Annotated in this window: 23 protein-coding genes; 8 read left to right on the top strand and 15 right to left on the bottom strand. The window is 43.3% G+C overall.

Annotated features, from left to right (window positions below; genetic code table 11):
• Positions 1 to 16: 16 nt before the first annotated feature.
• Positions 17 to 1,291, top strand: a complete 1,275-nt coding sequence (kynU, locus tag EO131_RS00475; protein WP_127018396.1) for a kynureninase — start codon at positions 17 to 19, stop codon at positions 1,289 to 1,291.
• A 38-nt stretch (positions 1,292 to 1,329) separates the two neighbouring features.
• On the top strand, positions 1,330 to 2,478 hold the full coding sequence (locus tag EO131_RS00470) for an MFS transporter (RefSeq protein ID WP_127018395.1): 1,149 nt from the start codon (positions 1,330 to 1,332) through the stop codon (positions 2,476 to 2,478).
• A gap of 54 nt (positions 2,479 to 2,532) precedes the next feature.
• Here the strand turns inward: EO131_RS00470 and EO131_RS00465 are convergent, their stop codons facing one another.
• The 3 genes from EO131_RS00465 to EO131_RS00455 form a co-directional block, all read right to left on the bottom strand.
• The gene (locus EO131_RS00465; RefSeq protein WP_127018394.1) at positions 2,533 to 3,060 is read right to left on the bottom strand and encodes a DinB family protein; all 528 of its coding nucleotides are present in this window, start codon (positions 3,058 to 3,060) and stop codon (positions 2,533 to 2,535) included.
• A 466-nt stretch (positions 3,061 to 3,526) separates the two neighbouring features.
• Complete coding sequence (locus EO131_RS00460) at positions 3,527 to 4,045, bottom strand: RidA family protein (protein ID WP_127018393.1); 519 nt, start codon at positions 4,043 to 4,045, stop codon at positions 3,527 to 3,529.
• 61 nt (positions 4,046 to 4,106) lie between these two features.
• Positions 4,107 to 4,787, bottom strand: coding sequence for a hypothetical protein (locus EO131_RS00455; protein WP_127018392.1), 681 nt, complete (start codon positions 4,785 to 4,787; stop codon positions 4,107 to 4,109).
• A 142-nt stretch (positions 4,788 to 4,929) separates the two neighbouring features.
• Here EO131_RS00455 and EO131_RS00450 point away from each other — a divergent pair, with 142 nt between their 5' ends.
• From EO131_RS00450 to EO131_RS00435, 4 genes are all read left to right on the top strand, one after another.
• The gene (locus EO131_RS00450; RefSeq protein ID WP_241243751.1) at positions 4,930 to 5,499 is read left to right on the top strand and encodes an RNA polymerase sigma factor; all 570 of its coding nucleotides are present in this window, start codon (positions 4,930 to 4,932) and stop codon (positions 5,497 to 5,499) included.
• Positions 5,500 to 5,502: 3 nt separating this feature from the next.
• On the top strand, positions 5,503 to 5,697 hold the full coding sequence (locus EO131_RS00445; protein ID WP_127018390.1) for a hypothetical protein: 195 nt from the start codon (positions 5,503 to 5,505) through the stop codon (positions 5,695 to 5,697).
• A 26-nt stretch (positions 5,698 to 5,723) separates the two neighbouring features.
• On the top strand, positions 5,724 to 6,560 hold the full coding sequence (locus tag EO131_RS00440) for a mechanosensitive ion channel family protein (protein WP_127018389.1): 837 nt from the start codon (positions 5,724 to 5,726) through the stop codon (positions 6,558 to 6,560).
• Positions 6,561 to 6,625: 65 nt separating this feature from the next.
• Positions 6,626 to 7,174 carry a ClpP family protease gene (locus tag EO131_RS00435; RefSeq protein ID WP_127018388.1) on the top strand — a complete coding sequence of 183 codons (549 nt, stop codon included), beginning with the start codon at positions 6,626 to 6,628 and terminating at the stop codon, positions 7,172 to 7,174.
• Between the two features lie 144 nt (positions 7,175 to 7,318).
• Here the strand turns inward: EO131_RS00435 and EO131_RS00430 are convergent, their stop codons facing one another.
• Genes EO131_RS00430 through EO131_RS00420 form a run of 3 tightly spaced genes read right to left on the bottom strand, consistent with a single transcriptional unit; the run spans position 7,319 to position 10,295 of the window.
• A complete protein-coding gene (locus EO131_RS00430; RefSeq protein ID WP_127018387.1) occupies positions 7,319 to 8,851 on the bottom strand; it encodes a cryptochrome/photolyase family protein in 1,533 nt (510 codons plus the stop codon).
• Positions 8,852 to 8,854: 3 nt separating this feature from the next.
• Positions 8,855 to 10,153 (bottom strand): DASH family cryptochrome, encoded by a 1,299-nt coding sequence (locus EO131_RS00425; RefSeq protein ID WP_127018386.1) that lies wholly within the window; start codon positions 10,151 to 10,153, stop codon positions 8,855 to 8,857.
• A gap of 4 nt (positions 10,154 to 10,157) precedes the next feature.
• The gene (locus tag EO131_RS00420; protein ID WP_127018385.1) at positions 10,158 to 10,295 is read right to left on the bottom strand and encodes a DUF2256 domain-containing protein; all 138 of its coding nucleotides are present in this window, start codon (positions 10,293 to 10,295) and stop codon (positions 10,158 to 10,160) included.
• Positions 10,296 to 10,425: 130 nt separating this feature from the next.
• On the opposite strand from EO131_RS00420, the gene EO131_RS00415 reads away from it, so the two are divergent.
• The gene (locus EO131_RS00415; RefSeq protein ID WP_127018384.1) at positions 10,426 to 11,772 is read left to right on the top strand and encodes an FAD-dependent oxidoreductase; all 1,347 of its coding nucleotides are present in this window, start codon (positions 10,426 to 10,428) and stop codon (positions 11,770 to 11,772) included.
• 62 nt (positions 11,773 to 11,834) lie between these two features.
• Here the strand turns inward: EO131_RS00415 and EO131_RS00410 are convergent, their stop codons facing one another.
• Positions 11,835 to 12,614, bottom strand: coding sequence for a zinc ribbon domain-containing protein (locus EO131_RS00410; protein ID WP_127018383.1), 780 nt, complete (start codon positions 12,612 to 12,614; stop codon positions 11,835 to 11,837).
• A gap of 5 nt (positions 12,615 to 12,619) precedes the next feature.
• Positions 12,620 to 13,714: a Nif3-like dinuclear metal center hexameric protein gene (locus EO131_RS00405; protein WP_127018382.1), complete on the bottom strand. Its 1,095-nt coding sequence runs from the start codon at positions 13,712 to 13,714 to the stop codon at positions 12,620 to 12,622.
• A gap of 48 nt (positions 13,715 to 13,762) precedes the next feature.
• On the opposite strand from EO131_RS00405, the gene lpxK reads away from it, so the two are divergent.
• Positions 13,763 to 14,761: a tetraacyldisaccharide 4'-kinase gene (lpxK, locus tag EO131_RS00400; RefSeq protein WP_127018381.1), complete on the top strand. Its 999-nt coding sequence runs from the start codon at positions 13,763 to 13,765 to the stop codon at positions 14,759 to 14,761.
• Here lpxK and EO131_RS17500 read toward each other — a convergent pair.
• From EO131_RS17500 to EO131_RS00365, 7 genes are all read right to left on the bottom strand, one after another.
• Entirely contained in the window at positions 14,758 to 16,953 is a 2,196-nt protein-coding gene (locus EO131_RS17500) for a tetratricopeptide repeat-containing hybrid sensor histidine kinase/response regulator (RefSeq protein ID WP_164731578.1), read from the bottom strand. The two genes, lpxK and EO131_RS17500, sit on opposite strands and share 4 nt — an antisense overlap.
• Before the next feature lie 23 nt (positions 16,954 to 16,976).
• Positions 16,977 to 17,987, bottom strand: coding sequence for a type I glyceraldehyde-3-phosphate dehydrogenase (gene gap, locus EO131_RS00390; protein WP_127018379.1), 1,011 nt, complete (start codon positions 17,985 to 17,987; stop codon positions 16,977 to 16,979).
• A gap of 23 nt (positions 17,988 to 18,010) precedes the next feature.
• A complete protein-coding gene (gene lipA / locus EO131_RS00385) occupies positions 18,011 to 18,886 on the bottom strand; it encodes a lipoyl synthase (protein WP_127018378.1) in 876 nt (291 codons plus the stop codon).
• Between the two features lie 61 nt (positions 18,887 to 18,947).
• Positions 18,948 to 19,508 (bottom strand): RNA polymerase sigma factor, encoded by a 561-nt coding sequence (locus EO131_RS00380; protein WP_127018377.1) that lies wholly within the window; start codon positions 19,506 to 19,508, stop codon positions 18,948 to 18,950.
• A gap of 29 nt (positions 19,509 to 19,537) precedes the next feature.
• Positions 19,538 to 19,747 carry a membrane or secreted protein gene (locus EO131_RS00375; protein ID WP_127018376.1) on the bottom strand — a complete coding sequence of 70 codons (210 nt, stop codon included), beginning with the start codon at positions 19,745 to 19,747 and terminating at the stop codon, positions 19,538 to 19,540.
• Positions 19,748 to 19,823: 76 nt separating this feature from the next.
• Positions 19,824 to 20,582 carry an anti-sigma factor domain-containing protein gene (locus EO131_RS00370; protein ID WP_127018375.1) on the bottom strand — a complete coding sequence of 253 codons (759 nt, stop codon included), beginning with the start codon at positions 20,580 to 20,582 and terminating at the stop codon, positions 19,824 to 19,826.
• On the bottom strand, positions 20,579 to 21,145 hold the full coding sequence (locus EO131_RS00365; RefSeq protein WP_127018374.1) for an RNA polymerase sigma factor: 567 nt from the start codon (positions 21,143 to 21,145) through the stop codon (positions 20,579 to 20,581). Before EO131_RS00365 ends, EO131_RS00370 begins: the two co-directional genes overlap by 4 nt.
• Position 21,146: the final 1 nt, after the last annotated feature.

The following is a 21,146-nucleotide window of genomic DNA, read 5'->3' as shown; positions in this document are numbered from 1 at the left end:
ACCCAAACCCATTCTAATGACTTTCCAAAATACCCCAGCGTTTGCCCAACAACTGGATGCACAGGATAGCCTGTCAAAATACAGAGATGAATTTCATTTTCCCCAGGTAAATGGTAAAGATGTGATTTATTTTACGGGTAACTCCCTGGGATTGCAGCCCAAACGCACCCAAAAATTTGTGGATGAAGTAATGAAGGACTGGCGGGAATTGGCTGTGGAAGGCCACTTTTATGCCGACAAGCCCTGGTGGGATTATCACGAGCGCTTGGCAGAAGGACTGGGAAAAGTAGTTGGCGCAAAACCCCAAGAAATTTCGGTGATGAACACTCTCACTGTGAACTTGCACCTGTTGATGGTCTCTTTCTATCGCCCTACCCAAAAACGGTTCAAAATTCTTTGCGAGGAGAAAGCATTTCCTTCCGATCAGTATATGTTGCAGAGCCAGGTCCGTTTCCATGGATTTGACCCTGAAGAAGCCATTGTTGAGGTCAAAAAACGGGAAGGGGAACATGCTTGGCACACCAAGGATTTTATTGAAAAGATCAATGAGTTGGGTGATGAGCTGGCCTTGGTCTTGATCGGTGGTGTCAATTATTACAACGGTCAGGTGATGGATATGGCGGCCATAACCCGCGCGGGCAAAGACGTAGGCGCCTTTGTAGGATGGGATTTGGCACATGGGGTGGGCAATATCAAATTGAACCTGCACGATTGGGGTGCCGATTTTGCGGCGTGGTGCAGCTACAAATACATGAACAGTGGTCCAGGAAATGCCTCTGGGATTTTTGTACACGAAAAACATTTGGGAAGGACTGATATTCCCCGTTTTGAAGGCTGGTGGGGCAACAAAAAGGAAAGTCGATTTTTGATGAAACCGGAATTTGATCCCATTCCTACGGCCGATGCCTGGCAATTGAGCAATCCGCCCATTTTGTCCATTGCGCCCTATCTGGCCTCTTTGGAACTCTTCGATGAGGTAGGTATGGATGCGCTAATTGCCAAACAAAAGACCATTGTGGCCTATTTGGAATTTGTACTGCACGAAATTGATAAAGAGGTCGACAGCACCTTTGAAATTATAACACCCGAGGACAGGGGTTGCCAACTTTCCGTGTTCTTGCATGGCGAGGGCCGGGAATTGTTCGATTACTTGATGAAAAATGGGGTAATTACCGACTGGCGCGAACCCAATGTAATACGTTTGGCGCCCGCTCCATTCTATTGTTCCTATGAAGATATGTACCGTTTTGGCCAAATATTGAAGGAAGGTATTCTTCAAAAGGCAAAATAGGTACCGCCCAATTTTCAACTCCTAACCAACCTCCAATTATGAAGTCACTCTTGTTGATTCTGTCCAAGTCGAGATATTTTGCGCCTGCCTTTGTATTTACCAGTCTCAATATTTGGTTTGGTACGTGGGCCATTTATATCCCATCGGTTAAGGAAAAACTCGACATCAACAAAGCGGATTTGGGCATTGCCCTGTTTTGTTTGTCCCTAGGGGTATTTACCATTTTTCCATTTGCTTCCAAAATTGTGAACAAGTTGGGAGTGGGAAGGGCCACATGGTATGGGGTGGTCTGTAATTCCTTTGCTGCCTTGCTGCCCTTGCTCGCACCCAACTATTACGCATTGATGGGGAGTTTGTTTGTATTTGGGCTCTGCAATGGCATTACTGATATTGCCATGAACACTTTGGTGACAGAAATAGAAAAGGAGGACAAACAAAACTTCATGTCGGCGGCCCACGGCTTTTTCAGCTTGGGCGGTATTTTGGTCGGGTTGAGCAGTTTTTTGATTCCTATGATTGGCAATCCACCGTTGCATATGGTCATTGTGGTCGCATTGGTATTGGTGGTGAACTTTGTCTTGAGAAAAAATTACATCCACATTTTGGCTGCCCCCGTGGAAAAGGAACCCTTCAGTTTTAAATTGTTCAAGCCGCTGTTGCTTTTGGGCATTATTGGTTTTGTGTCGATGGGCAGCGAAGGTGCCATTATCGACTGGAGCGGATTGTATTTGAAGGAAGTGGCATTGGCTCCTGAATTTTTGATCGGTGCTGGTTTTTTGGCCTTTTCCACCACCATGACTTTGGGTAGGTTTTTGGGTGATGGTATCAGTGCGCGGATTGGCTCGGTCAAGATTGTGGCCTTGGGTGCGGGTATCGCCATTTTGGGCTACGCTTTGGTCTTGACCCAGTTGACACTTTTGGCCATTGTTGGTTTTGCCCTTTGCGGATTAGGTTTTTCGGTGATGGTACCCGAACTGTTCCGGATCGGCGGCAACGTAAAAGGGGTGGATTCTTCCCAAGGAGTGGCCTTCATTGCGGGAACGGGGTATTCAGGTTTTTTATTGGGACCGGTAATTCTAGGCTTTTTGGCTGAAAGCTTTTCGTTGATCTATAGTTTTGTGCTGCTGCTTGGCAGTGCACTCTTGGTTTTTGGCATCACTTTTTTTATAAAAGGAAGGGGAAAGTAGGTTTTGCCGCAAACTATCAAATTCGATTCCAAACATTTTGGGTTTGGAACCCTATTACATTAATTCTAGATGTTCAAGAACCTGCATCTTATGGTATTGCACATGATAAATGGCATTATACAACATTTCTTTCAAGGTAATTTTACCTAACAATGGGTGTGGAATGGCTAAAGTCTCTAGATCAGTTTCTTCAAACCCTTGTACTTTTTGACTCAATTCTGTAATCAATAATCTTAAGGTGTCCACTAGGGTTTCTTTTTGCATAACTATTCCTTCTTGGGGAATATATTGTGTTGGTGCTTTTCCTCCAGTCTTCAATTTTTGAAGATAAACATTTAGATGTTCTTGATAGGATAAAACTGGACGGTCCACTTTACCAAAGTGTTGTTCGAGCATTGTTTTCGGCATGCCAAAAACTTTAACCAGCGGCTCAACACAAAGTACTATATGTTCCAGCTGTTGTTTTGCAGACCATTTTTCCTTAAAACGGAAATTTAATTTTTCCAAACACAATTCATTGATTAGATCTATGAAATCACCATAAGTTACACTAAGTTGATCAACGATTTCCTGTTTGTTCATTATGATGTGTTTTAAACAGCTGTCTAAGGTATTTTTCTATTGGTCGTCAAAATTCCATTAACTTTCTTTTTACCTTCAATGGGCTGGGGTAAAAGTATTCTTCAAATAGGGAAGCAATGATTTTTGATTAGCAAACTCTAAAATTTATCCAATCGATATGTAAGAATGATAATTTGGATTGTTCCCAATTTGTAAATTGGGTGTAGGCAGATTTTGTTATAATAATTATCCACCCATCCCGGTTCAGATGCGATGGTAAACACCATAAACGTTATAAAAACAATGTAATAAATGGCAATGCCCGAGTGAACCTTATGTTTGTTGCTGGCCGCGAATATACCACCCAGCAAACTGAAAACGCAAAGGAAAGGGTAGTGCTGATGAAATTGAACAAGCCCATAGGAGCAGCTTTTAATTATGAACTACCATGTGGCCCCAGACCCATAATTTATGATTGATCCAACTTTTATTCGGATTTATGGACTTCAAGTTCTATTTCAATCATGAATTCAGGTAGCGCCAATTCTTTTACCCCAAGCCATGAACCAGTTGGAAAATGGTTCTTGTAAATTTCAGCTCTATAGCCGGATTTTTCCAACATTAGGGGCATGTCTGTTGTGAAAATATTTTCAACGACGACATCATCAAATGTACAACCGTAATGTTCCAGTATTTTTCCCAAATCTGAATAACAGTTTTTCATTTGCTGCTCCAAATCGCCTATGGCGGTCGGATTGCCTTCATCATCCATACTTACTGCTCCCGAAATTTTAATGCTATTCCCGATTTTTACAGCATGTGAATATCCATATCCTTTTTCCACATCTGGTCGTAAAAGAAAATATTCAGGTTTTTCAGTTTCAACCATTTCTTCTTTTTCTACTTCGTTGGATTCAACTTTTTGTTTTGGCTCACAGCCTTGAATCGCAAAACCCAATACAATGAGTGTAAGAAGCAATGTCAACAGTTTGGTCGTAATTTTCATAATTCGGATGGTTTAGGGTCAATATAGTTTGGTTTTGACTTTGTCATTTTGACTGTGCAATTTACTCCGTCTTTACGCTTAGCCCAGTAAAATACAAGCTGACATCGCTGTTGGGCCTATTGTACTTTTGGGCCAACTGCAAGCCACCCATGTTCACATAATCTTCCCAAGTGGCCATAAGCGAGGGCTCTTCCTGGTTCGATTTGCGATACACCCATTCTCGGATCAGGTGGTCGTCGGTAAAATAAAAATCGTAAGCATCGCCAGGGGTGTAACCACCATCATTTCCGTATAGAATGGTGAGCTTTTGCATGGGTTCCCCACTAATAGGGCCTTTGGATTCGGCCGTATGTTCAAAAGTATAATTGTTGGCATCCCACATCAGGTTAAAAGGCGCCAACAACCAATAGCGGTCGTTGATGAATCCGGCATTGGTCTTTAGGGCCACACTGTCCATGGCATTTCTGTTATAGACAAGCGTATCCGAAGTGGTGGTAAAGATCACATCATTGGTTTTGGGTTTCCAGTCCCAACTGCGTTCAAAATGCATGGTATCGCGGTCCACGTTAAAGGTAAAGGTGATTTCTTTCACCGATTTCCAATTTTGGAAACCATGGGCCTCGGCAATCAATTCGGGAACGCTTTTTTCGGGTTTGGGCTGTTCGGTTTCTTTTTTTGGTTCTGTTTTGCAGCTGGCAAATAATAGGATGGAGCACAGTCCAACGAGGTAATAGGTCTTCATGTCTGGTTTTTAACCAAATATACCATGAAAATCCTGTAATTTGCGCGCCATTTCGAAAAAGCCAATTGATTAATAAACACCAGAAGTGACTTTTTTTAAAAAACTGTTTCTAATACTGATAAGAAACCCCGACGAAACGTTTTTGGAAACAGAAGATCTTTATGCCCATCTGTCGGATGAGGAATTGGTGGAACAAATTGTGGCCAACAACGATCCCCTGTTGTTTGGAAAACTGTACGATCGCTACGCTAAAATGGTGTACAACAAATGCTTTGGCTTTGCCACTTCGGAAAGTGAAGCAGAAGACCTTACACAGGATGTATTTCTTCAACTGTTCATAAAACTGCGCACCTTTAAGGGGCGGTCCAAGTTTTCGACTTGGTTGTATTCCTTTACCTATAACTTTTGCGTCAATTACGTCAACCGCAACAAGCAACGCAAAATGAGTGATCAGTCCGTTCAGGTGGATGAAACGGAATACAAGCTTACCGAAGAGATACCCGATGAAAGCCTATTTGAAATGAAGGCCGACAAACTCAAGAAATCCCTGGCGTTGCTCTCGGCCGAGGACAAATCCATCTTGTTGCTCAAGTATCAGGATGGGGCCAGCATCAAGGAATTGGTCACCCTTTTGGAACTCGGGGAAAGTGCGGTCAAAATGCGAATAAAAAGAGCTAAAGAAAGATTGTTGGAAATCTATAACACCTTGTAACCGATGGCAAAGCAACGTAAAAATCCGTTCAAAGAGCTGGAAGCATCCTTATTGGAAGCCCCGCCCGGCATGAAGAAAAAGGTAATGAACGACATTGCTGCCGCCAAGTTGATCATGGAATTGGCCTCGCTGTTCTCGATCAATATGGGAACCGCCATGCGCAAACTCTTTAGAACCTTGGGAGAAACCGAAAACTAACAGAACACAATAAATAAACAACAACTATGGAAACACTTAAAAACTGGAAGAACATTGCCTTGGATTCACTTTCGGGCATGGGCACTGAAATGGCACAGGCTTTTCCAAAAATCGTTGGGGCCATCGCCATTTTGGTAGTGGGCTGGATCGTAATCAAAATTTCACTGTTCATTTTGGGAAAACTACTAAAACTTGCCAAGGTGGATGTGTTGAACGAAAAGGTCAATGGCATGGACATCACTGGTAAGGGCGATTTTAAAATAGACCTGGCCAAGATCATTCTGGGCTTTGTACGTTGGTTGCTGATCTTGGTCTTTTTGATCGTAGCGGCCGATATCCTCAATTGGACCATCATTTCTGTGGAAATCGGGAACCTGCTTCGCTATTTGCCACGTTTCTTCAGTGCTTTGTTGCTTTTGATGCTTGGTTTCTATATCGGAAACTTCGTTAAAAATACGGTAAAACGGCTGTTCGACTCCTTGGAATTTGGGGGCTCCAATATTGTGAGCAACCTGTTGTTCTATGTTATTGTGGTTTTTATGTCGATCACGGCCCTAAACCAAGCAGGGGTAGATACCACCATCATTACCAATAATATTACGCTGATCTTGGGATCGTTCCTGTTGGCATTTGCCTTGGGCCTTGGGTTGGGTTCCCGGGACGTGATTGCCGATCTATTGCGGTCGTTCTATACACGAAAGACCTATGCCGTTGGGGATCAAATCGTGATTGGTGATGATGCGGGCACCATTGAGGCCATAGAGAACAACAGCCTTACCTTGGCCACCAAATCGGGCAAGTTCGTGATCCCGATCAAGGATGTGGTCTCCCAAAAAGTGGAGATCAAATACCAAAGCAGGTAATGTGATCGGGAATGGTAAAACTTCCTTGGAATTGCTTATTTTTGATGTCTCACAACAAATAAAAAATGAGTTCAAAAAAAGGTAAAGTTCAGGATTTGATCCAAGAAAAGTTATTGGAAGAACGCAAAGTGTTCCTTTGGGGCATGGTGGACGATGATTCGGCCAAACATGTTATCGATCGTTTGTTCTATTTGGATTCACTGAACCATAAAGAAATACAGTTGATCATCAACAGCCCAGGTGGCTACGTGACCTCCGGATTTGCGATATACGATACCATAAAACAGATCAAAAGTCCTGTTTCAACCGTTTGTTCCGGATTGGCAGCTTCGATGGGGTCTATTTTGTTATCCGTAGGTGAAAAAGGAAGACGTTTTATCCAGCCACACGCTCGAGTAATGATCCACCAACCCAGTGGCGGTGCAAGGGGTCAGGCTTCAAATATCGAGATCCAGGCCAAGGAAATTATTAAGACCAAGGAGTTGGGTGCCCAAATTTTGGCCGATAACTGTGGACAATCGTTTGAGAAGGTCATGAAAGATTTTGACCGGGATTATTGGATGGGTGCTGAAGAGTCCGTGGAATACGGAATCGTGGATGCCATCTTGGAATAGAAACAACAAAGTTTTGACATAAAAGGAAAAAGTCCTTCACAAGTTTTTGGGAAGGACTTTTTGCATATATATGGACGCCGAAGCGGAATATTTATTAGATATACGTCAAGATTGGTGCCAATGGACCTTAACAAATTGTTAAAGTTAAAATCGGTCGGGATGGGCAATCACTTCCCGAGCCCTTTTTTTGAGTTCATCCAATTCTTTTGCATCTTTTTTATCCAATAGGTTCAGCATCATGCCCATTCTGGGGTTGTTTTCGAAATGAGATCTTTTTTCTGCCAAAAAATTCCAGTACAACGCATTGAACGGACACGCTTTTTCTCCCACTTTTTGGGTGTGCTTGTAGTGGCAGTCTTTGCAATAATTGCCCATTTTGTTGATGTAGTTCGCGCTGCTCACATAAGGCTTGGTAGCCACTAGACCTCCATCGGCAAATTGACTCATGCCCCTCGTGTTGGTGATTTCCACCCACTCCAAGGCATCAATGTACACGCCCAAATACCAGGCATCCACTTCATCAGGGTGGGTTTGGGTGAGCAGGGCGTAGTTACCGATTACCATCAATCGTTGAATGTGATGGGAGTAGGCCTCATCCAGACTCTGGCCAATGGCATGTTTCAAGCAGTTCATTTTTGTGTCTCCTGTCCAGAAAAAATCAGGTAGGGGATTGTGGTTCTCCAAGGCATTGCATGATGCATAATTGGGCATTTCGCGCCAGTAAATACCTCTCATATATTCGCGCCAGCCCAAAATTTGGCGCACAAAACCCTCGATCTGGGAAATATGGATGGCCTCTTTGTGGGTATAATAGTATTTCAGTACGCCATCAACCACCTCCTTGGGCGAAAGCATTTTGGTGTTCATGGCAAAGGATAACCGCGAATGGAAAAGAAATTTTTCCTGAGTGTGTAACGCATCTTGATAATCCCCGAAATGGACAAGCAGGTTCTTGCAGAAGAAATCCAGAAGTTGCAAGCTTTCCTCTCGTGAGGTAGGCCAATTAAAGTTTTTTGGGTCGATATGTCCAAAAGTGGTTACCCCGGCATTGGCAAGGGTTTCCACCACATCGGAAACATTTTTGCGAAAGTTCAATGCCTCTGGTATTTTGGGCGAGCTATCCCATTTCTTTCTGTTGCTCTGGTCAAAATTCCATTGACCTCCTTCGGGTTGGTCGTTGATCATGAGGATACTGTGCTTTTTGCGCATCATGCGGTAAAAGGTTTCCATCAACAGTTGCTTCTTTCCCTTGAAAAACTTGGCCAGTTCCTCCCGGTCAGCATAAAAATGTTCTGTGTCAAATGCCTCAGTTGGACTATTCAAGTCGTTACCAATGGTTTTCAATTGTTGATCCAATCGATATTCATCCGGCAGCTGATATTCGAATTTTTCAATGGCGTGCTTGGCAATTTGCTCTTTTAGGATTTTGCCGAGGTCCTGTGGATTTTCAGGATCATCAATGGTTAAATAGAGTACGTTGTGGCCCTGGGATTTTAAGGTGGATGCGAAGTTCCGCATCGCCAAGAAGAAGCCGACCACCTTTTGGATGTGGTGTTTTACATAATCGGTTTCCTGACGCATTTCGACCATCAGATACATGGTATTTTCGTCTATCGAATGGAACCAACTGTGATTGCCATTGAGCTGATCACCCAAAATAAGTCGTAGTCTTTTCATCGCTTAAAATAAGGTGGGCTGTAACCAAAGCTGTTGAAACTTTCGATTGGGATCGTACATTTCTGCTTGTCGTTTGGTGTTGAAGGTGCGGTTGCGGGGGTCGTTGCCCACACCACTGTTGTACATCCAATTTCCCCAATTGCTGTGTACATCGTAATCGATCAGCATCGATTCAAAATAGGCGGCGCCAATACGCCAGTCTTGCCGGAGATGCTTCGCCCAGTAGCTTGCCACATTTTGCCGCCCTCTATTGCTCATCCAACCAGTGTGTTTCAATTCCAACATGTTGGCATTCAAAAAATCGTCCTCGGTTTGTCCGTTGATCCAATTAAGAAGCACATGCTGTTCCCGATACCATTCGTAGGTTCGGTTCATGATACCTTCCAACTGAAAAATCTGGTTGCCATATTTTAGGGAAACATATTTAAAATAGTCCCGCCAGATCAGTTCAAAAATGAGCCAATACGTATCTTGGTTTTGCTCCACTTCTTCTTCAAATCGCTTTACTTCCCAATAAATGGTGCGGGCCGACAGTGATCCATTGGCCAGCCATGCTGATAGTTTGGAGCTATAATCCGTCCCAACAAGGCCGTTTCGAGTCCGTTTGTAAAAGGCCAACTTTTTAGAATTCCAAAAATAGTATTGCACGCGCTGTAGGGCGCTGCTTTCTCCACCCTTGAAGGTGAATGCCGAACGTTGGTCGTGTACCACCATTTCCAGACCCAATTGTTGTAAGGTGGGAATGACCGTTTTATTGTCAATGCGGTTTTCATTGGGCATTTTTTTGGGAATTCGTGTGCTGGGTCGCACTTTGGCTTTTCGTTCGCATAATTTGCGAAACTGGGTGAACACATCCGGTATGGCTTCAAATGTTTTGTAGGGGATATCATCAGGATGGAACAAAAATTGGTCGTAGTGTTCTACCACTTTTAAGTGCGAAGGTAATTTGGCTTTCACACGCTTGAAGATGCCCATCTCCTCCGAGGTCCACTCTTTTTGAAGGAAAAGTGAGTCGATCTGATGTTTGTTCACCATCGCAGGAATTTTATGCTCTGGTCGGTCATAAAAGGTGAGGAGGGTTATATTGAGTGTGTCCAAACTTTGCTTGAGTTGTTCTATGGTCTCCAGCAAAAATTTGGCCCTGAATCGTTCCATTTTCTTAAATCCAAAGGCATCGAATTCAAAATGTCTGGGGTCGAAAAAATACACAGCAATTACACGGTCGCCTTGGCAAGCGAGATCCAATAGTTGGTTGTCGTTCACCCGCAAATTGTTTCCGAACCATATCAAATGGTTGCTCATAGGTTTATGGTTTGTTTCTTCGGCAGCGCTCGCTGCAATATTTTACTTCTTCCCAATTAAGGGCCCATTTTTTACGCCATTGGAACGGTCTTTTGCAGACTGGGCATATCTTAACCGGAAGACTAAGTTTGTGATGGGCCACGACTTCAATTAAAAGTGTTTAATAAAAATACAAAAATATTAAACAAAATAAGATGTTCCTTTCCATCAACGGTTAAAAAATCAAATTCCTTATTTTTACCATCTAACTTCAAAAGACCCACGGGTCATTTATGGCACAGACTCCAAAAAATATTGCCATCATCGGTTCTGGATTGGTGGGTTCCCTTTTAGCAATTTATCTTCGGAAATTAGGACATTCGGTCACTGTATTTGATCGTCGGCCAGATATTCGAACCATTGAATTTTCCGGTCGGTCCATCAATTTGGCGATGAGTAACCGCGGTTGGCGCTCCTTGGAAAAGGTCGGTTTGGAAAGGAAGATCAAGGAAATAGCGATTCCTTTGGATAAAAGGGCCATGCATGTGAACGACAAGCCGGTGTATTTTCAAAAATATGGCAAGGATGGCGAAGCCATTTGGTCCATTTCCCGTGGTATTCTAAACAAACGGATGATCGATCTTGCAGAAGAAGCAGGAACCGAGTTCCGTTTCAATGAAAAAGTTTGGGATGTGAGCTTGCCAGAAGCAAAAATTTTTACCGGGGAATCCGAGAAAGGGGAGTGGCAGGAGTATCAGTTTGATATTATTTTCGGATGTGATGGAGCTTTTTCCAGGGTTCGTCACAAAATGCAACGTCGCAGTCGATTCGATTACTCACAGGATTTTATCGATGTGGGCTATAAGGAACTGACGATTCCTGCCAATGCAGATGGCACCCATAAATTGGATAAAAATTCCTTTCATATTTGGCCAAGGGGCGAGTTTATGCTGATTGCCATGCCGAATATTGATGGCAGTTTTACCTGTACGCTGTTCTTGCCATTTGAAGGTAAGGTTTCGTTCGAAAACTTAAAGACCGAGGAAGACGCCCGGGCATTTTTTAAGGAGTATTTTCCCAATGTAAGAAAGGATATTGAAAACCTGACCAAGGATTTCTTCCATAACCCGACCAGTGCCATGGTGACCATGAAGTGTTACCCATGGACATATTGGAACAAGGTGGCCTTGGTAGGTGATTCGGCCCATGCCATTGTGCCTTTTTTTGGGCAGGGCATGAATGCCGGATTTGAGGATATTTATGTGCTCAACGAATTGATGGAACAACACGGTGATGATTGGGATACAATTTTCTCGGAATACCAAAAAGAACGCAAGCCCAATGCCGATGCCATTGCGGAACTGAGTTATCGCAATTTTGTGGAAATGAGCCGCAAAACGGCCGATCCCATGTTTCTCCTTCAGAAAAAGATAGAGAAACACTTTGCAACCCTCCATCCGGACAAGTGGATTCCGATTTATAGCCGGGTGACTTTTTCTGATAGGCCGTACGCGGAAGCGTTGGCCATTGGCGATCAACAGGAAGCCATTATGAAAAAGGTGATGCAATTGCCCAATATTGCCGAAAAATGGGATTCCAAGGAAGTGGAAACATTTATATTGAACCAATTGGAAGCTTGATTCCCAACGATACGAAACAAAAAAGCCACCTAAAAGGTGGCTTTTTTATGTGTTGTATACTATTAGATCTTTGCGAAAAGCTCATGCATTTTTTCTTGTTCTTCCTCGGCCAATAGCGGATCGACCAAAATACGGCCGCTGTGCTCATCGGTGATGATTTTCTTGCGGGAAGCAATTTCTACCTGCACCTGAGGGGGAATGGTAAAGAAGGATCCTCCTGATGCGCCACGCTCCACCGGAACCACGGCCAATCCGTTTTTCACATTGTGACGGATTCTTTTGTAGGCTTGGATCAATCGGTCTTCGATTTTTTCCTCAAACTCTTCCGATTTCTTCAAAAGCGCTTTCTCCTCTTTTTCCGTTTCGGCAAGAATGGCATCCAATTCTCCTTTTTTGTGCTTCAAGTGACCCTCACGTTCCGTTAATTTTTCCTTGGTCTGGTTGATCACTTCCTTTTTCTGCTCAATCTGTGCCTTAAATTCCTTGATGTTCTTCTCGGCCAATTGGATCTCCAATTCCTGGAACTCCACTTCCTTGGTCAAGGAGTTGAATTCGCGGCTGTTCCTCACATTTTTTTGCTGTTCGGTATATTTTTTAATGAGTGCCTTGGATTCGTCAATCAGGTTTTTCTTGGCCGAAATCTCGAAGTTGACGGTTTCAACATCGGTCTTCAATTTGTCCAATCTGGTTTTAAGACCCAAAACCTCATCTTCCAAGTCCTGTACTTCCAATGGTAGCTCACCTCTAACATTGCGGATTTCATCCACCCTGGAATCGATTAGCTGTAGATCGTACAGAGCTCTCAATTTTTCTTCCACGGTGCTTTCTTTCTTGTTCGCCATATATTTTATAAATACTTGATGGGATTCGTTATACTCTCCGATAAAGAGACTGCAAAATTAGGAATTTTTTTCGTAAGATAATCAACCAATAAATCTTTTGTAAACTGCTCAGTTTCAAAGTGCCCGATATCTGCAATTAACAGTTGGTTTTCTGCTTGGAAAAAATCGTGGTATTTAATGTCTGCACTGATAAAAACATCGGCTTTTGCTTGCTTTGCAGCGGTAATTGCAAAAGCGCCACTTCCCCCCAAAACGGCTACTTTTCTAACTTTTCTTCCCAGAAATTCCGAATGTCGTACCACTGAGACGTTCATTCGGTCCTTTACAAAAGCAAGAAATGCCTTTTCTTCCATTTCAGTTGCCAAGGTGCCTATCATACCCATACCCAAATCCTGATTGGCATTTTCCAAGGTGGTTACCTCGTAGGCCACCTCTTCATATGGGTGGGATTCGAACAACGCTTTCAGAATATTATTCTCCTTCTCAAAGGAGTAGATCACATTGATCTGGGTTTCTTTCTCCACATGCGATTCCCCAATTTTTCCTATGGTTGGATTGGCATCATCTCCAGCTTTGAAACTGCCCAGGCCATCAAGATTGAAACTGCAGTTGCTGTATTTGCCTATTTCGCCCGCTCCTGCTGCAAATAGGGCAGATTTTACAGTAGCGGCGTCCGCGAGTGGGGCATAGGTCACCAATTTTTTAATGGCTCCCTTTCTGGGGATCAATATTTGTGGATTTTGGATGCCCAATACCTCACAAATCTTGGCGTTTACTCCCATTTTACTATTATCCAAAGCCGTATGCATACAATATATTGCAATGTTATGGCGAATGGCCTTTAGTACAACACGCTCTACATAGTTGCTTCCGGTAAGTCTTTTGAGGCCTTTAAATATGATGGGATGGAAACTGACGATCAGGTTACACTTTTTGGCAATGGCCTCATCCACTACATTTTCCAAGGTATCCAACGTAACCAAAACACCGCTGACCGTTGTTGTAGGTTCGCCCACCAATAGCCCTACATTGTCAAAATCTTCTGCATGGGCCAGTGGGGCAAGTTCCTCGAGTATATTTGCGATATCGTTTACCGTCATAGTAAAATAGTTAAGTGGGCTAAAGATAAAATATTATATTTTCGTCCAATGCTGCAATTGCTCCGCAAAATAGCGTTTCCTTTTTCATTGCTCTACGCCTTGGTGGTTTATGTCCGCAATAGGCTATACGATTTCGGTGTTTTTACTTCAAAATCCTATACCACGCCAACCATTTGTGTGGGCAATGTTAGCGTTGGAGGCACCGGCAAGACCCCAATGACTGAATATCTGATACGCATGTTATCCGATAAACGGGTAGCCATCCTGAGTAGAGGCTACAAAAGAAAAAGCAACGGATTCGTATTGGCCGATTGGCATAGTTCGGTTTTGGATTTAGGGGATGAACCCTTTCAACTGCACCGCAAATTTCCTGAAGTGGCCGTTGCGGTGGATGCGGACCGTAGAAATGGGATTGAGCAATTGGAATCCATAATAAACCCCGATGTCATTGTTTTGGATGATGCCTTTCAACACAGAAAGGTGAAACCCACTTTTTCCATTTTATTAACGGCCATTGATCATTTGTATGTGAAAGATTGGTATTTGCCTACGGGTAATCTGCGGGACAGCAAAAGGGAAGCTCGCCGTGCTGATATCATCGTTGTCACCAAATGCCCGGTACTTCCGACTGAGAGTGAAAGGACTGAATTGGTGAACCGATTACGTCCCTTGGCACATCAAGATGTATTGTTTGCTACCTTGTCTTATGCTGAAACTATAAAAAATGGAGAAGGAGAGGAGTTGCCCCTACAAGCTATTGGTGCTAAAAAAGTGGCCTTGGTAACCGGAATAGCTTCTCCCAAGCCATTGTTGGATTACCTTTATTCCAAAGGAATGGTTTTTGACCATTTTCAATTTGGTGACCACCACCATTTTTCGGATGCAGATATTCAACGGTTCTCGAGTTTTGAATTGATCTTGACCACAGAAAAGGATTTCGTTCGCCTACATGGCAAGGTCAATAACCTATATTATTTGGAAATAAGTCATCATTTTGACCCAAATGATAGGACCATTCTCGAAAATAAATTGAAAAGTGTGATCTAAACGGAACCTTGTACCCGGTTTTTGAAGATGTTCTCACCTATTTTTTGATAGAAAACTTCAGGTTTAAATGGTTTGGTCACCACATCGTTGCAGCCTGCGGCGTAAAAACTGTCCAAACTGTCATCCAAAGAAATCGCTGTCAACGCAATAATGGGAATGTCTTGGTTAAACTTCCTGATCTGTCGAGTCGCTTCCTCACCACTGATGCCCGGCATGTGTATGTCCATTAGGATGGCATCATAGGTATTGGCCTTGGCCATATCGATTGCCTCGTTGCCATTGTTGGCTATATCGCAGGTAATTTCCTTTTTGGTCAGCATCTTCTTGGTGATCACCTGATTGATTTTGTTGTCCTCGACGACCAAAACATGTAATCCCTTGAACACAAAATCTTCATTGTTCAGTTCAAAAGCAACTTCATCTACGGCCTTCCTATCACATTTAAGGTCCATTTCAAAATAGAAGGAACTGCCGTGGTCCAATTCGCTTTCCAAATGGATGGTGCTGCCAAATAGGCCCAAAAGACTTTTAACAATCGTCAAGCCCAAACCTGTACCTCCGTACTCCCTGTTAATTTGGATGGATCCTTGTTCAAAACTGTCAAAAATGTGTTTCTGCTGTTCTTCTGAAATCCCGATTCCGTTATCCCTGACCTCGAAATACAATTTTACCTGATCCTCTTCTTGGTTGAGCATTTTGGCGATTACCTCTACTTTTCCATTTTTGGTGAACTTAAGGGCATTACCCACCAAGTTCATAAAGATCTGGGATAGTTTTATAGGGTCGCCCAGCAGTGTTTTTGGAATATTTGGATCGTAATCCAATAGTAATTTTGTCTTGTTTTCGTTGGCATTTTGCTGGAGGGATTCGACCACATCGGTAAGTACTTTGTGCAATTTGAACTCAATCTTCAAAGGCTCCAGCTTATCCGCATCTATCTTGTTGATTTGGAGAATATCGTTGATGAAGTTCAGTAGGTATTCCCCGGAAAATTTCAGTGACTTTAAATGTTCCTTTTGGTGCTCCGAAGGATTTTCTTCCAATAGTAAATGGGTGAGTCCCGTAACCGCATAAAGTGGCGTACGCAACTCGTGTGTCACCGTGGAAAGAAAATTGGTTTTCGCCTCCATGGCCGATACTGCAGCATCCCTGGCCAGCTCTAGTTCCTTGTTCTTGGTGTATAGGAGGTCGTTGGTTTTTAATTTGATCTGGTTGTTCCGGAACAGGGAAACGGCCAAAAGGGAAATGATGGTCAAAAATGCCGATGTTAAGATCGCAGTGATCTCTGATCGGTTTTTGGATTCGCTCAGTTCCTCATTTTTGATCTGCAATTTGTTCAGCTCATTGGTTTGGTGCTCAAACTTGATATTGTCCGCTGACTTGGATTCAATCAGAACCTTTTGTATGTTGAATACCGAGTCCTTTATCTGCTCCAATTCTTTTCTGTAGGTCAATGCTTGCGAAAAATCACCTGTTTGCTCATAAATATCGGATAATTGCTGATAGGCTTCTTTTATTTCGTTGGCATAACCATGTTTTTGGGCCACTTCCAATGCAGCTTTCGAATGGATGATACCCTCTTCAAGATCGTTTAGGGTAACACTGATACGCGAAAGCTGTAAATTGGCCTTTGTGGCCAAATAGGCCCGTTCCTGATCATCCGAGTTTACGATAAGGGCATGCAGATTTTTTACCGCATCGTCATATTTTTCAATATTGGTAAAGATGTAGGCCTCCAGCAAGAGGATATTATTGGTAAGGTTACGATTGTTGCTCAGTTTCCTAGATTCTTCCAGTAATTTCAGGGATTGAAAGTTGTTGCCTTCCGTGTAACGCAGTGCCGCATCGAGGTATAAGTGAAAAGCTTGGCCATAGGAATATGAGCTATACTTTAAGACATTGCCGGCCCTGTCCCAATAGAATATGGCGGTATCGTAGTCCCCTTCTTCCAAATAAATGCGGGCATATTGGTGATAGGTATCGACCAATAGTTTTTCGTCCTCGTTGTTTTCCGCAATATTTGCAGCTTCATTCAAGGTTTCGAGTGCCTTGTCGAATTTATTTTCGTGGCGATACTGGTTAAATTCCTGAAAAATGGTTAGGACTTTCTCCGTGGAGCTCCCACCGAATTGGGCATGGATAACCTGAGTGCATAGAAAAAAATGCAACGCAAGCAGCAAGTATTTGCCCATTCTTTTGTGTAAAGCGCTCAATATCAAATGTATTCTTTCTTTATAAGCAAAGCTATTAAATCAATGATTCTGGAGCAATAACCAGTTTCATTGTCATACCATCCAATAATTTTGACCATTTTCCCGATTACGGAGGTCATCAATGAATCAAACGTACAAGAATGACAACTATTGTTTATGTCGATGGAAACTATTGGGTCTTCAGTATAGTATAAAATATTTTTTAAGCTTGTTTCCGCTTCCTTTTTAAAGGTAGCGTTTATTTCCTCAATACTTGTTTCCCGAACCACATTGAAGGTAATATCGGTTAGCGAGCCATTGGGCACGGGTACGCGGATACCGCATCCACCTATCACATTGGATAGATCAGGAAATATATGTGTCAGTGCTTTTGCAGCACCTGTAGTTGTCGGGATTATCGATTGACTTGCTGCCCTGGAACGTCTCAAATCACGATGCGGTGCATCGTGAAGGTTTTGGTCGGAGGTATAGGAATGCACCGTAGTAATGTAGGCCTGCTCAATGCCACAGAGCTCTTTGATCACCTTGATCATGGGCGCGGCATTGTTGGTAGTGCATGAAGCATTGGAAATAATTTCGTCATTGGCATCCAAAATGCCTTCATTCACGCCCAAAACCACCATCTTAATGGATTCGTCATCTGGGGGGACAGAAAGAATCACTTTTTTGGCCCCGTTGGTAATATGGTATTGGAGCTGTTCCCTTGTCTTGAATTTTCCAGTGGATTCCACCACAATATCCACATCATGGCTTGCCCAATCGATATCCTTTGGATGATTGTGTCCTAAAATGGCAATTTTTCTGTCGTTGACCAGTATGGCATCTTTCTCCGATTGAATTTCTGCTTCCAACCTACCATGTATACTGTCATATTTTAAAAGATGGGCCAACGTGTTGGCATCGGCAAGGTCGTTTATGGCCACCACACTAATATTCGGATGGTTTTGAAGGAGCCTGAACAAGGTTCTTCCAATACGTCCAAAGCCATTGATGCCTATTCTGAAGTTTTTCATTTCCCGGTAAGTAGGATTAGGGTCTAGTGAATGTGCTTGTGGGCCTTGTAGGAAGATCGTACCAATGCTCCGCTCTCTACATGTCTAAAGCCCATCTCCAAGCCCAGTTCTTCATACTTTTTGAACTGTTCGGGTAGGATGAACTGTTTTACCGGAAGGTGTTTTTTGGAGGGCTGTAGGTATTGTCCGATGGTGACTACATCTACATTGGCTTTGCGCAAATCTTCCATGGTTTCTATAACTTCATGTTCCTCTTCGCCCAGACCGAGCATAATTCCGGATTTGGTGCGATTGGCCCCATTTTTTTTCAAATAATCCAGTACTTCAAGGCTTCTTTCGTATTTGGCTTGGATACGCACTTCGCGGGTAAGGCGCTTTACGGTTTCCATGTTGTGTGAGATCACCTCGGGGGCTACTAGTAAAATTCGGTCCAAATGCGTCGGGATGCCTTGAAAATCGGGAATCAACGTCTCCATGGTGGTCTGGGGGTTCATTCGACGAACAGCCTTTACGGTTTCTGCCCAAATAATGGATCCCATATCCTTAAGATCGTCACGGTCCACCGAGGTAAGTACGGCATGCTTGATGTTCATGATCTTTATCGATCGTGCCACCTTTTCGGGTTCCGCCCAGTCCACGCTTTCAGGTCTACCGGTCTTAACGCCACAAAAACCACAAGAACGGGTACAGATGTTGCCCAATATCATAAAGGTTGCGGTGCCCTCGCCCCAGCATTCGCCCATGTTCGGGCAACTGCCGGAAGTACAGATGGTGTGAAGGTCGTACTTGTCCACAAGACCCCTTAATTGGGTATATTTTTTTCCTGTTGGAAGCTTGACCCGCAGCCATTTGGGTTTTCCCTTTGGAGGAATCACACTTTCTGCCACACTGTTGCTCATACAATGAATTTTGGTTTACAAAGATACGAAACTGGGTAGGAAAGTAGCGTTGTGGAAGGGGCTACTTTTTTTTGATGATTTCGGCCAGCAATTTTTTGGCCCGCAATAGTTTTACTTTGATATTGTTCACCGGTTCATCCAGTTCCTTGGCGATGTCGGCATAGCTCATCTCGTGAAAATATCTTAGGTTGATGACCTTTTGGTAATGGGGCTTCAATTTTTTGATGTCCCGGAGCAGGTTTGCCAGATTTTGTTCGGTGATCAGTTGATCTTCTACGGTCGGGGTTTCGTCCAGTACCCTTTTTGCTTCGTCGCCCCTGGGGTCCAGTTCGCTGAGCATGCTCTTTTTTCGCTTACGGATAAGATCAACATGCAAATTTTTAGAAATGGTAATCAGCCAGGTCTTGAACTCGTAGGTCTCGTCATAGGAGTTGATTTTATCAAAAGCCCTGGAAAAGGTGCGGATGGTGATGTCCTCGGCGTCGTTCTCGTTTTTGGTGCGGAGCAATTGGAACCCATAAACATCGTTCCAAAAAGTATCCAACAAGGTACTAAAGGCAATTTGGTTTCCTTCTTTTGCCCTTTGAATGATTTCTTTTATGGAATTATCGGTTTTCTCCAAAAAAACGGTTTAGCTAACAGGAGCCAGACTTAGCGTAGTTCGGGAACGGAATCTTTTTTGCACTCTTGTTCATCTGGCAACTTGCCACAGAAACCACATGCTTCTCCGTCCTTGTTCAAAAATGGACTTTGACTGGCGCAGGTGCCTGCAAATTTTCCGTCTTTTTTCCCCCATATTTTTATGGCTATTCCGGCAAACGCCAATGCCAAAAGACCTATGGTCAACAATACTAACTTCATGATCCAACTTTTGCACAAAGGTACAAAATACCTATTGAAAGCAGGAGTGTCTTTAAGGATACTTTAGGGTCGTTGCCTAAAATTTGATATCGGCCACAATATTATCCACAGAGGGTGCTGTGTTGCCTCCTTCGGGTTCAATGGTGATGTAGCCCACGGCATTATCGGCATAGGGTAGGGCCAAAAGTTTGTCCTTCTCATCAAATTGTTTGATAACACCCAAGTTTACCAATTCCCCATTGACTTCGGCCCACATTTGGAAGCATTTGTTTTCGGGCAGTTCCGGCACATTGCTCACATTGATGTAGGAGAGTTTCTTTACAGGGTTGATGTAGGCAATGGCCTTGAGTTCCTTGCCTTCCCTTTTACCCTTTACTTCCAATTTTTTGGTGGCGGGGTTGTTAAGAACGATAAATTGGTTTCTCATATCGGCCAATTGGTCCTTCATGTTGTCCTCCAAGTATTTGATTTTGTTGGTAACCAGGGTATTTTCCTCCTGTAGGCTCTTGTTTTGGCTCCAGAAGAAGAAAGAGGAACCTGCAAATACCATAATGGCCACACTGGCAGCAATGGCATAGCGGAAAACCCTTTTGCTGACCATACGCTCTTTTTTGGCGCTGTTCATTATGATTTCCTTTAAGCCCTCCGGTGTGGTCTTGGCATACATTCTGGCGAAGGTTTCCAAGTTTTTTTGGAGCATATCATAGTTTTCCCGTACCTCTGGGTACATGGCTATGTAGCGTTCCACTTGTTGGGCTTCTTCCTTGGTGGTATCATCCAACAGGTATTTTTCCAGTAGGTCGGATTCCAAAAATATTTTTACTTTTTCTTTCATGGCAGTAAATTTAGCAATAGGAGTAAGGCCATTGTTGTGCCGTAAATCTTTCCAAGTTCCCTGAGACCAATCTTCAATCTCGATTTTATGGTGCCCAACGGAATATCCAGTTCTTCGCTTGCTTCCTGTTGTGTCATCCCTTCAAAAAACAAGGCTTCCAACACAACTCTATACTTTTCCTCCAGTTTGTCAAGGTTTTCTTGGATGTCCAGATGTTCGGGGCTAATGCCCTCCACTCCAACCTTATATACGTTGGAAACATCGATTTGGACTTCTTTGTCCGCTTTATTGCTCAAACTCCTCAATTTATCGATGGCGGTATTTCTGGTTATGCGAAATAGCCAGGTAAAAAGTTTGGCCTTGGAGGCATCATACGAGTCTGCTTTTTTCCAGATTTTGATAAAACTTTCCTGCAGAACGTCCTGTGCCAGATCTTCATCCTTCACCACTTTATAGGCCACACCATAGAGCGTATCCCCGTAGTTTTCATACAATAGGGAAATGGCCTTGTCGTCCTTTTCGGCCAGGAGTGAAACAATATGTCGCTCGATTAGTGTGCTCATT

This window comes from Flagellimonas beolgyonensis (assembly GCF_003992615.1).
Classification (GTDB): domain Bacteria; phylum Bacteroidota; class Bacteroidia; order Flavobacteriales; family Flavobacteriaceae; genus Flagellimonas; species Flagellimonas beolgyonensis.
Note: the sequence above shows the minus strand (reverse complement) of the source record. Positions and strands in the feature narration are given on the sequence as shown.

Excerpts from the sequence above, each read along its gene's own strand:
- EO131_RS00410 (WP_127018383.1), bottom strand. The coding sequence starts at position 12,614 with ATGGCGAACAAGAAAGAAAGCACCGTGGAAGAAAAATTGAGAGCTCTG.
- EO131_RS00415 (WP_127018384.1), top strand. The coding sequence starts at position 10,426 with ATGGCACAGACTCCAAAAAATATTGCCATCATCGGTTCTGGATTGGTG.
- EO131_RS00435 (WP_127018388.1), top strand. The coding sequence starts at position 6,626 with ATGAGTTCAAAAAAAGGTAAAGTTCAGGATTTGATCCAAGAAAAGTTA.
- EO131_RS00405 (WP_127018382.1), bottom strand. The coding sequence starts at position 13,714 with ATGACGGTAAACGATATCGCAAATATACTCGAGGAACTTGCCCCACTG.
- EO131_RS00440 (WP_127018389.1), top strand. The coding sequence starts at position 5,724 with ATGGAAACACTTAAAAACTGGAAGAACATTGCCTTGGATTCACTTTCG.
- lpxK (WP_127018381.1), top strand. The coding sequence starts at position 13,763 with ATGCTGCAATTGCTCCGCAAAATAGCGTTTCCTTTTTCATTGCTCTAC.
- lipA (WP_127018378.1), bottom strand. The coding sequence starts at position 18,886 with ATGAGCAACAGTGTGGCAGAAAGTGTGATTCCTCCAAAGGGAAAACCC.
- EO131_RS00470 (WP_127018395.1), top strand. The coding sequence starts at position 1,330 with ATGAAGTCACTCTTGTTGATTCTGTCCAAGTCGAGATATTTTGCGCCT.
- EO131_RS00370 (WP_127018375.1), bottom strand. The coding sequence starts at position 20,582 with ATGAAAGAAAAAGTAAAAATATTTTTGGAATCCGACCTACTGGAAAAA.
- EO131_RS00430 (WP_127018387.1), bottom strand. The coding sequence starts at position 8,851 with ATGAAAAGACTACGACTTATTTTGGGTGATCAGCTCAATGGCAATCAC.
- kynU (WP_127018396.1), top strand. The coding sequence starts at position 17 with ATGACTTTCCAAAATACCCCAGCGTTTGCCCAACAACTGGATGCACAG.
- gap (WP_127018379.1), bottom strand. The coding sequence starts at position 17,987 with ATGAAAAACTTCAGAATAGGCATCAATGGCTTTGGACGTATTGGAAGA.
- EO131_RS00375 (WP_127018376.1), bottom strand. The coding sequence starts at position 19,747 with ATGAAGTTAGTATTGTTGACCATAGGTCTTTTGGCATTGGCGTTTGCC.
- EO131_RS00465 (WP_127018394.1), bottom strand. The coding sequence starts at position 3,060 with ATGAACAAACAGGAAATCGTTGATCAACTTAGTGTAACTTATGGTGAT.
- EO131_RS00365 (WP_127018374.1), bottom strand. The coding sequence starts at position 21,145 with ATGAGCACACTAATCGAGCGACATATTGTTTCACTCCTGGCCGAAAAG.
- EO131_RS00460 (WP_127018393.1), bottom strand. The coding sequence starts at position 4,045 with ATGAAAATTACGACCAAACTGTTGACATTGCTTCTTACACTCATTGTA.
- EO131_RS17500 (WP_164731578.1), bottom strand. The coding sequence starts at position 16,953 with ATGGGCAAATACTTGCTGCTTGCGTTGCATTTTTTTCTATGCACTCAG.
- EO131_RS00425 (WP_127018386.1), bottom strand. The coding sequence starts at position 10,153 with ATGAGCAACCATTTGATATGGTTCGGAAACAATTTGCGGGTGAACGAC.
- EO131_RS00455 (WP_127018392.1), bottom strand. The coding sequence starts at position 4,787 with ATGAAGACCTATTACCTCGTTGGACTGTGCTCCATCCTATTATTTGCC.
- EO131_RS00445 (WP_127018390.1), top strand. The coding sequence starts at position 5,503 with ATGGCAAAGCAACGTAAAAATCCGTTCAAAGAGCTGGAAGCATCCTTA.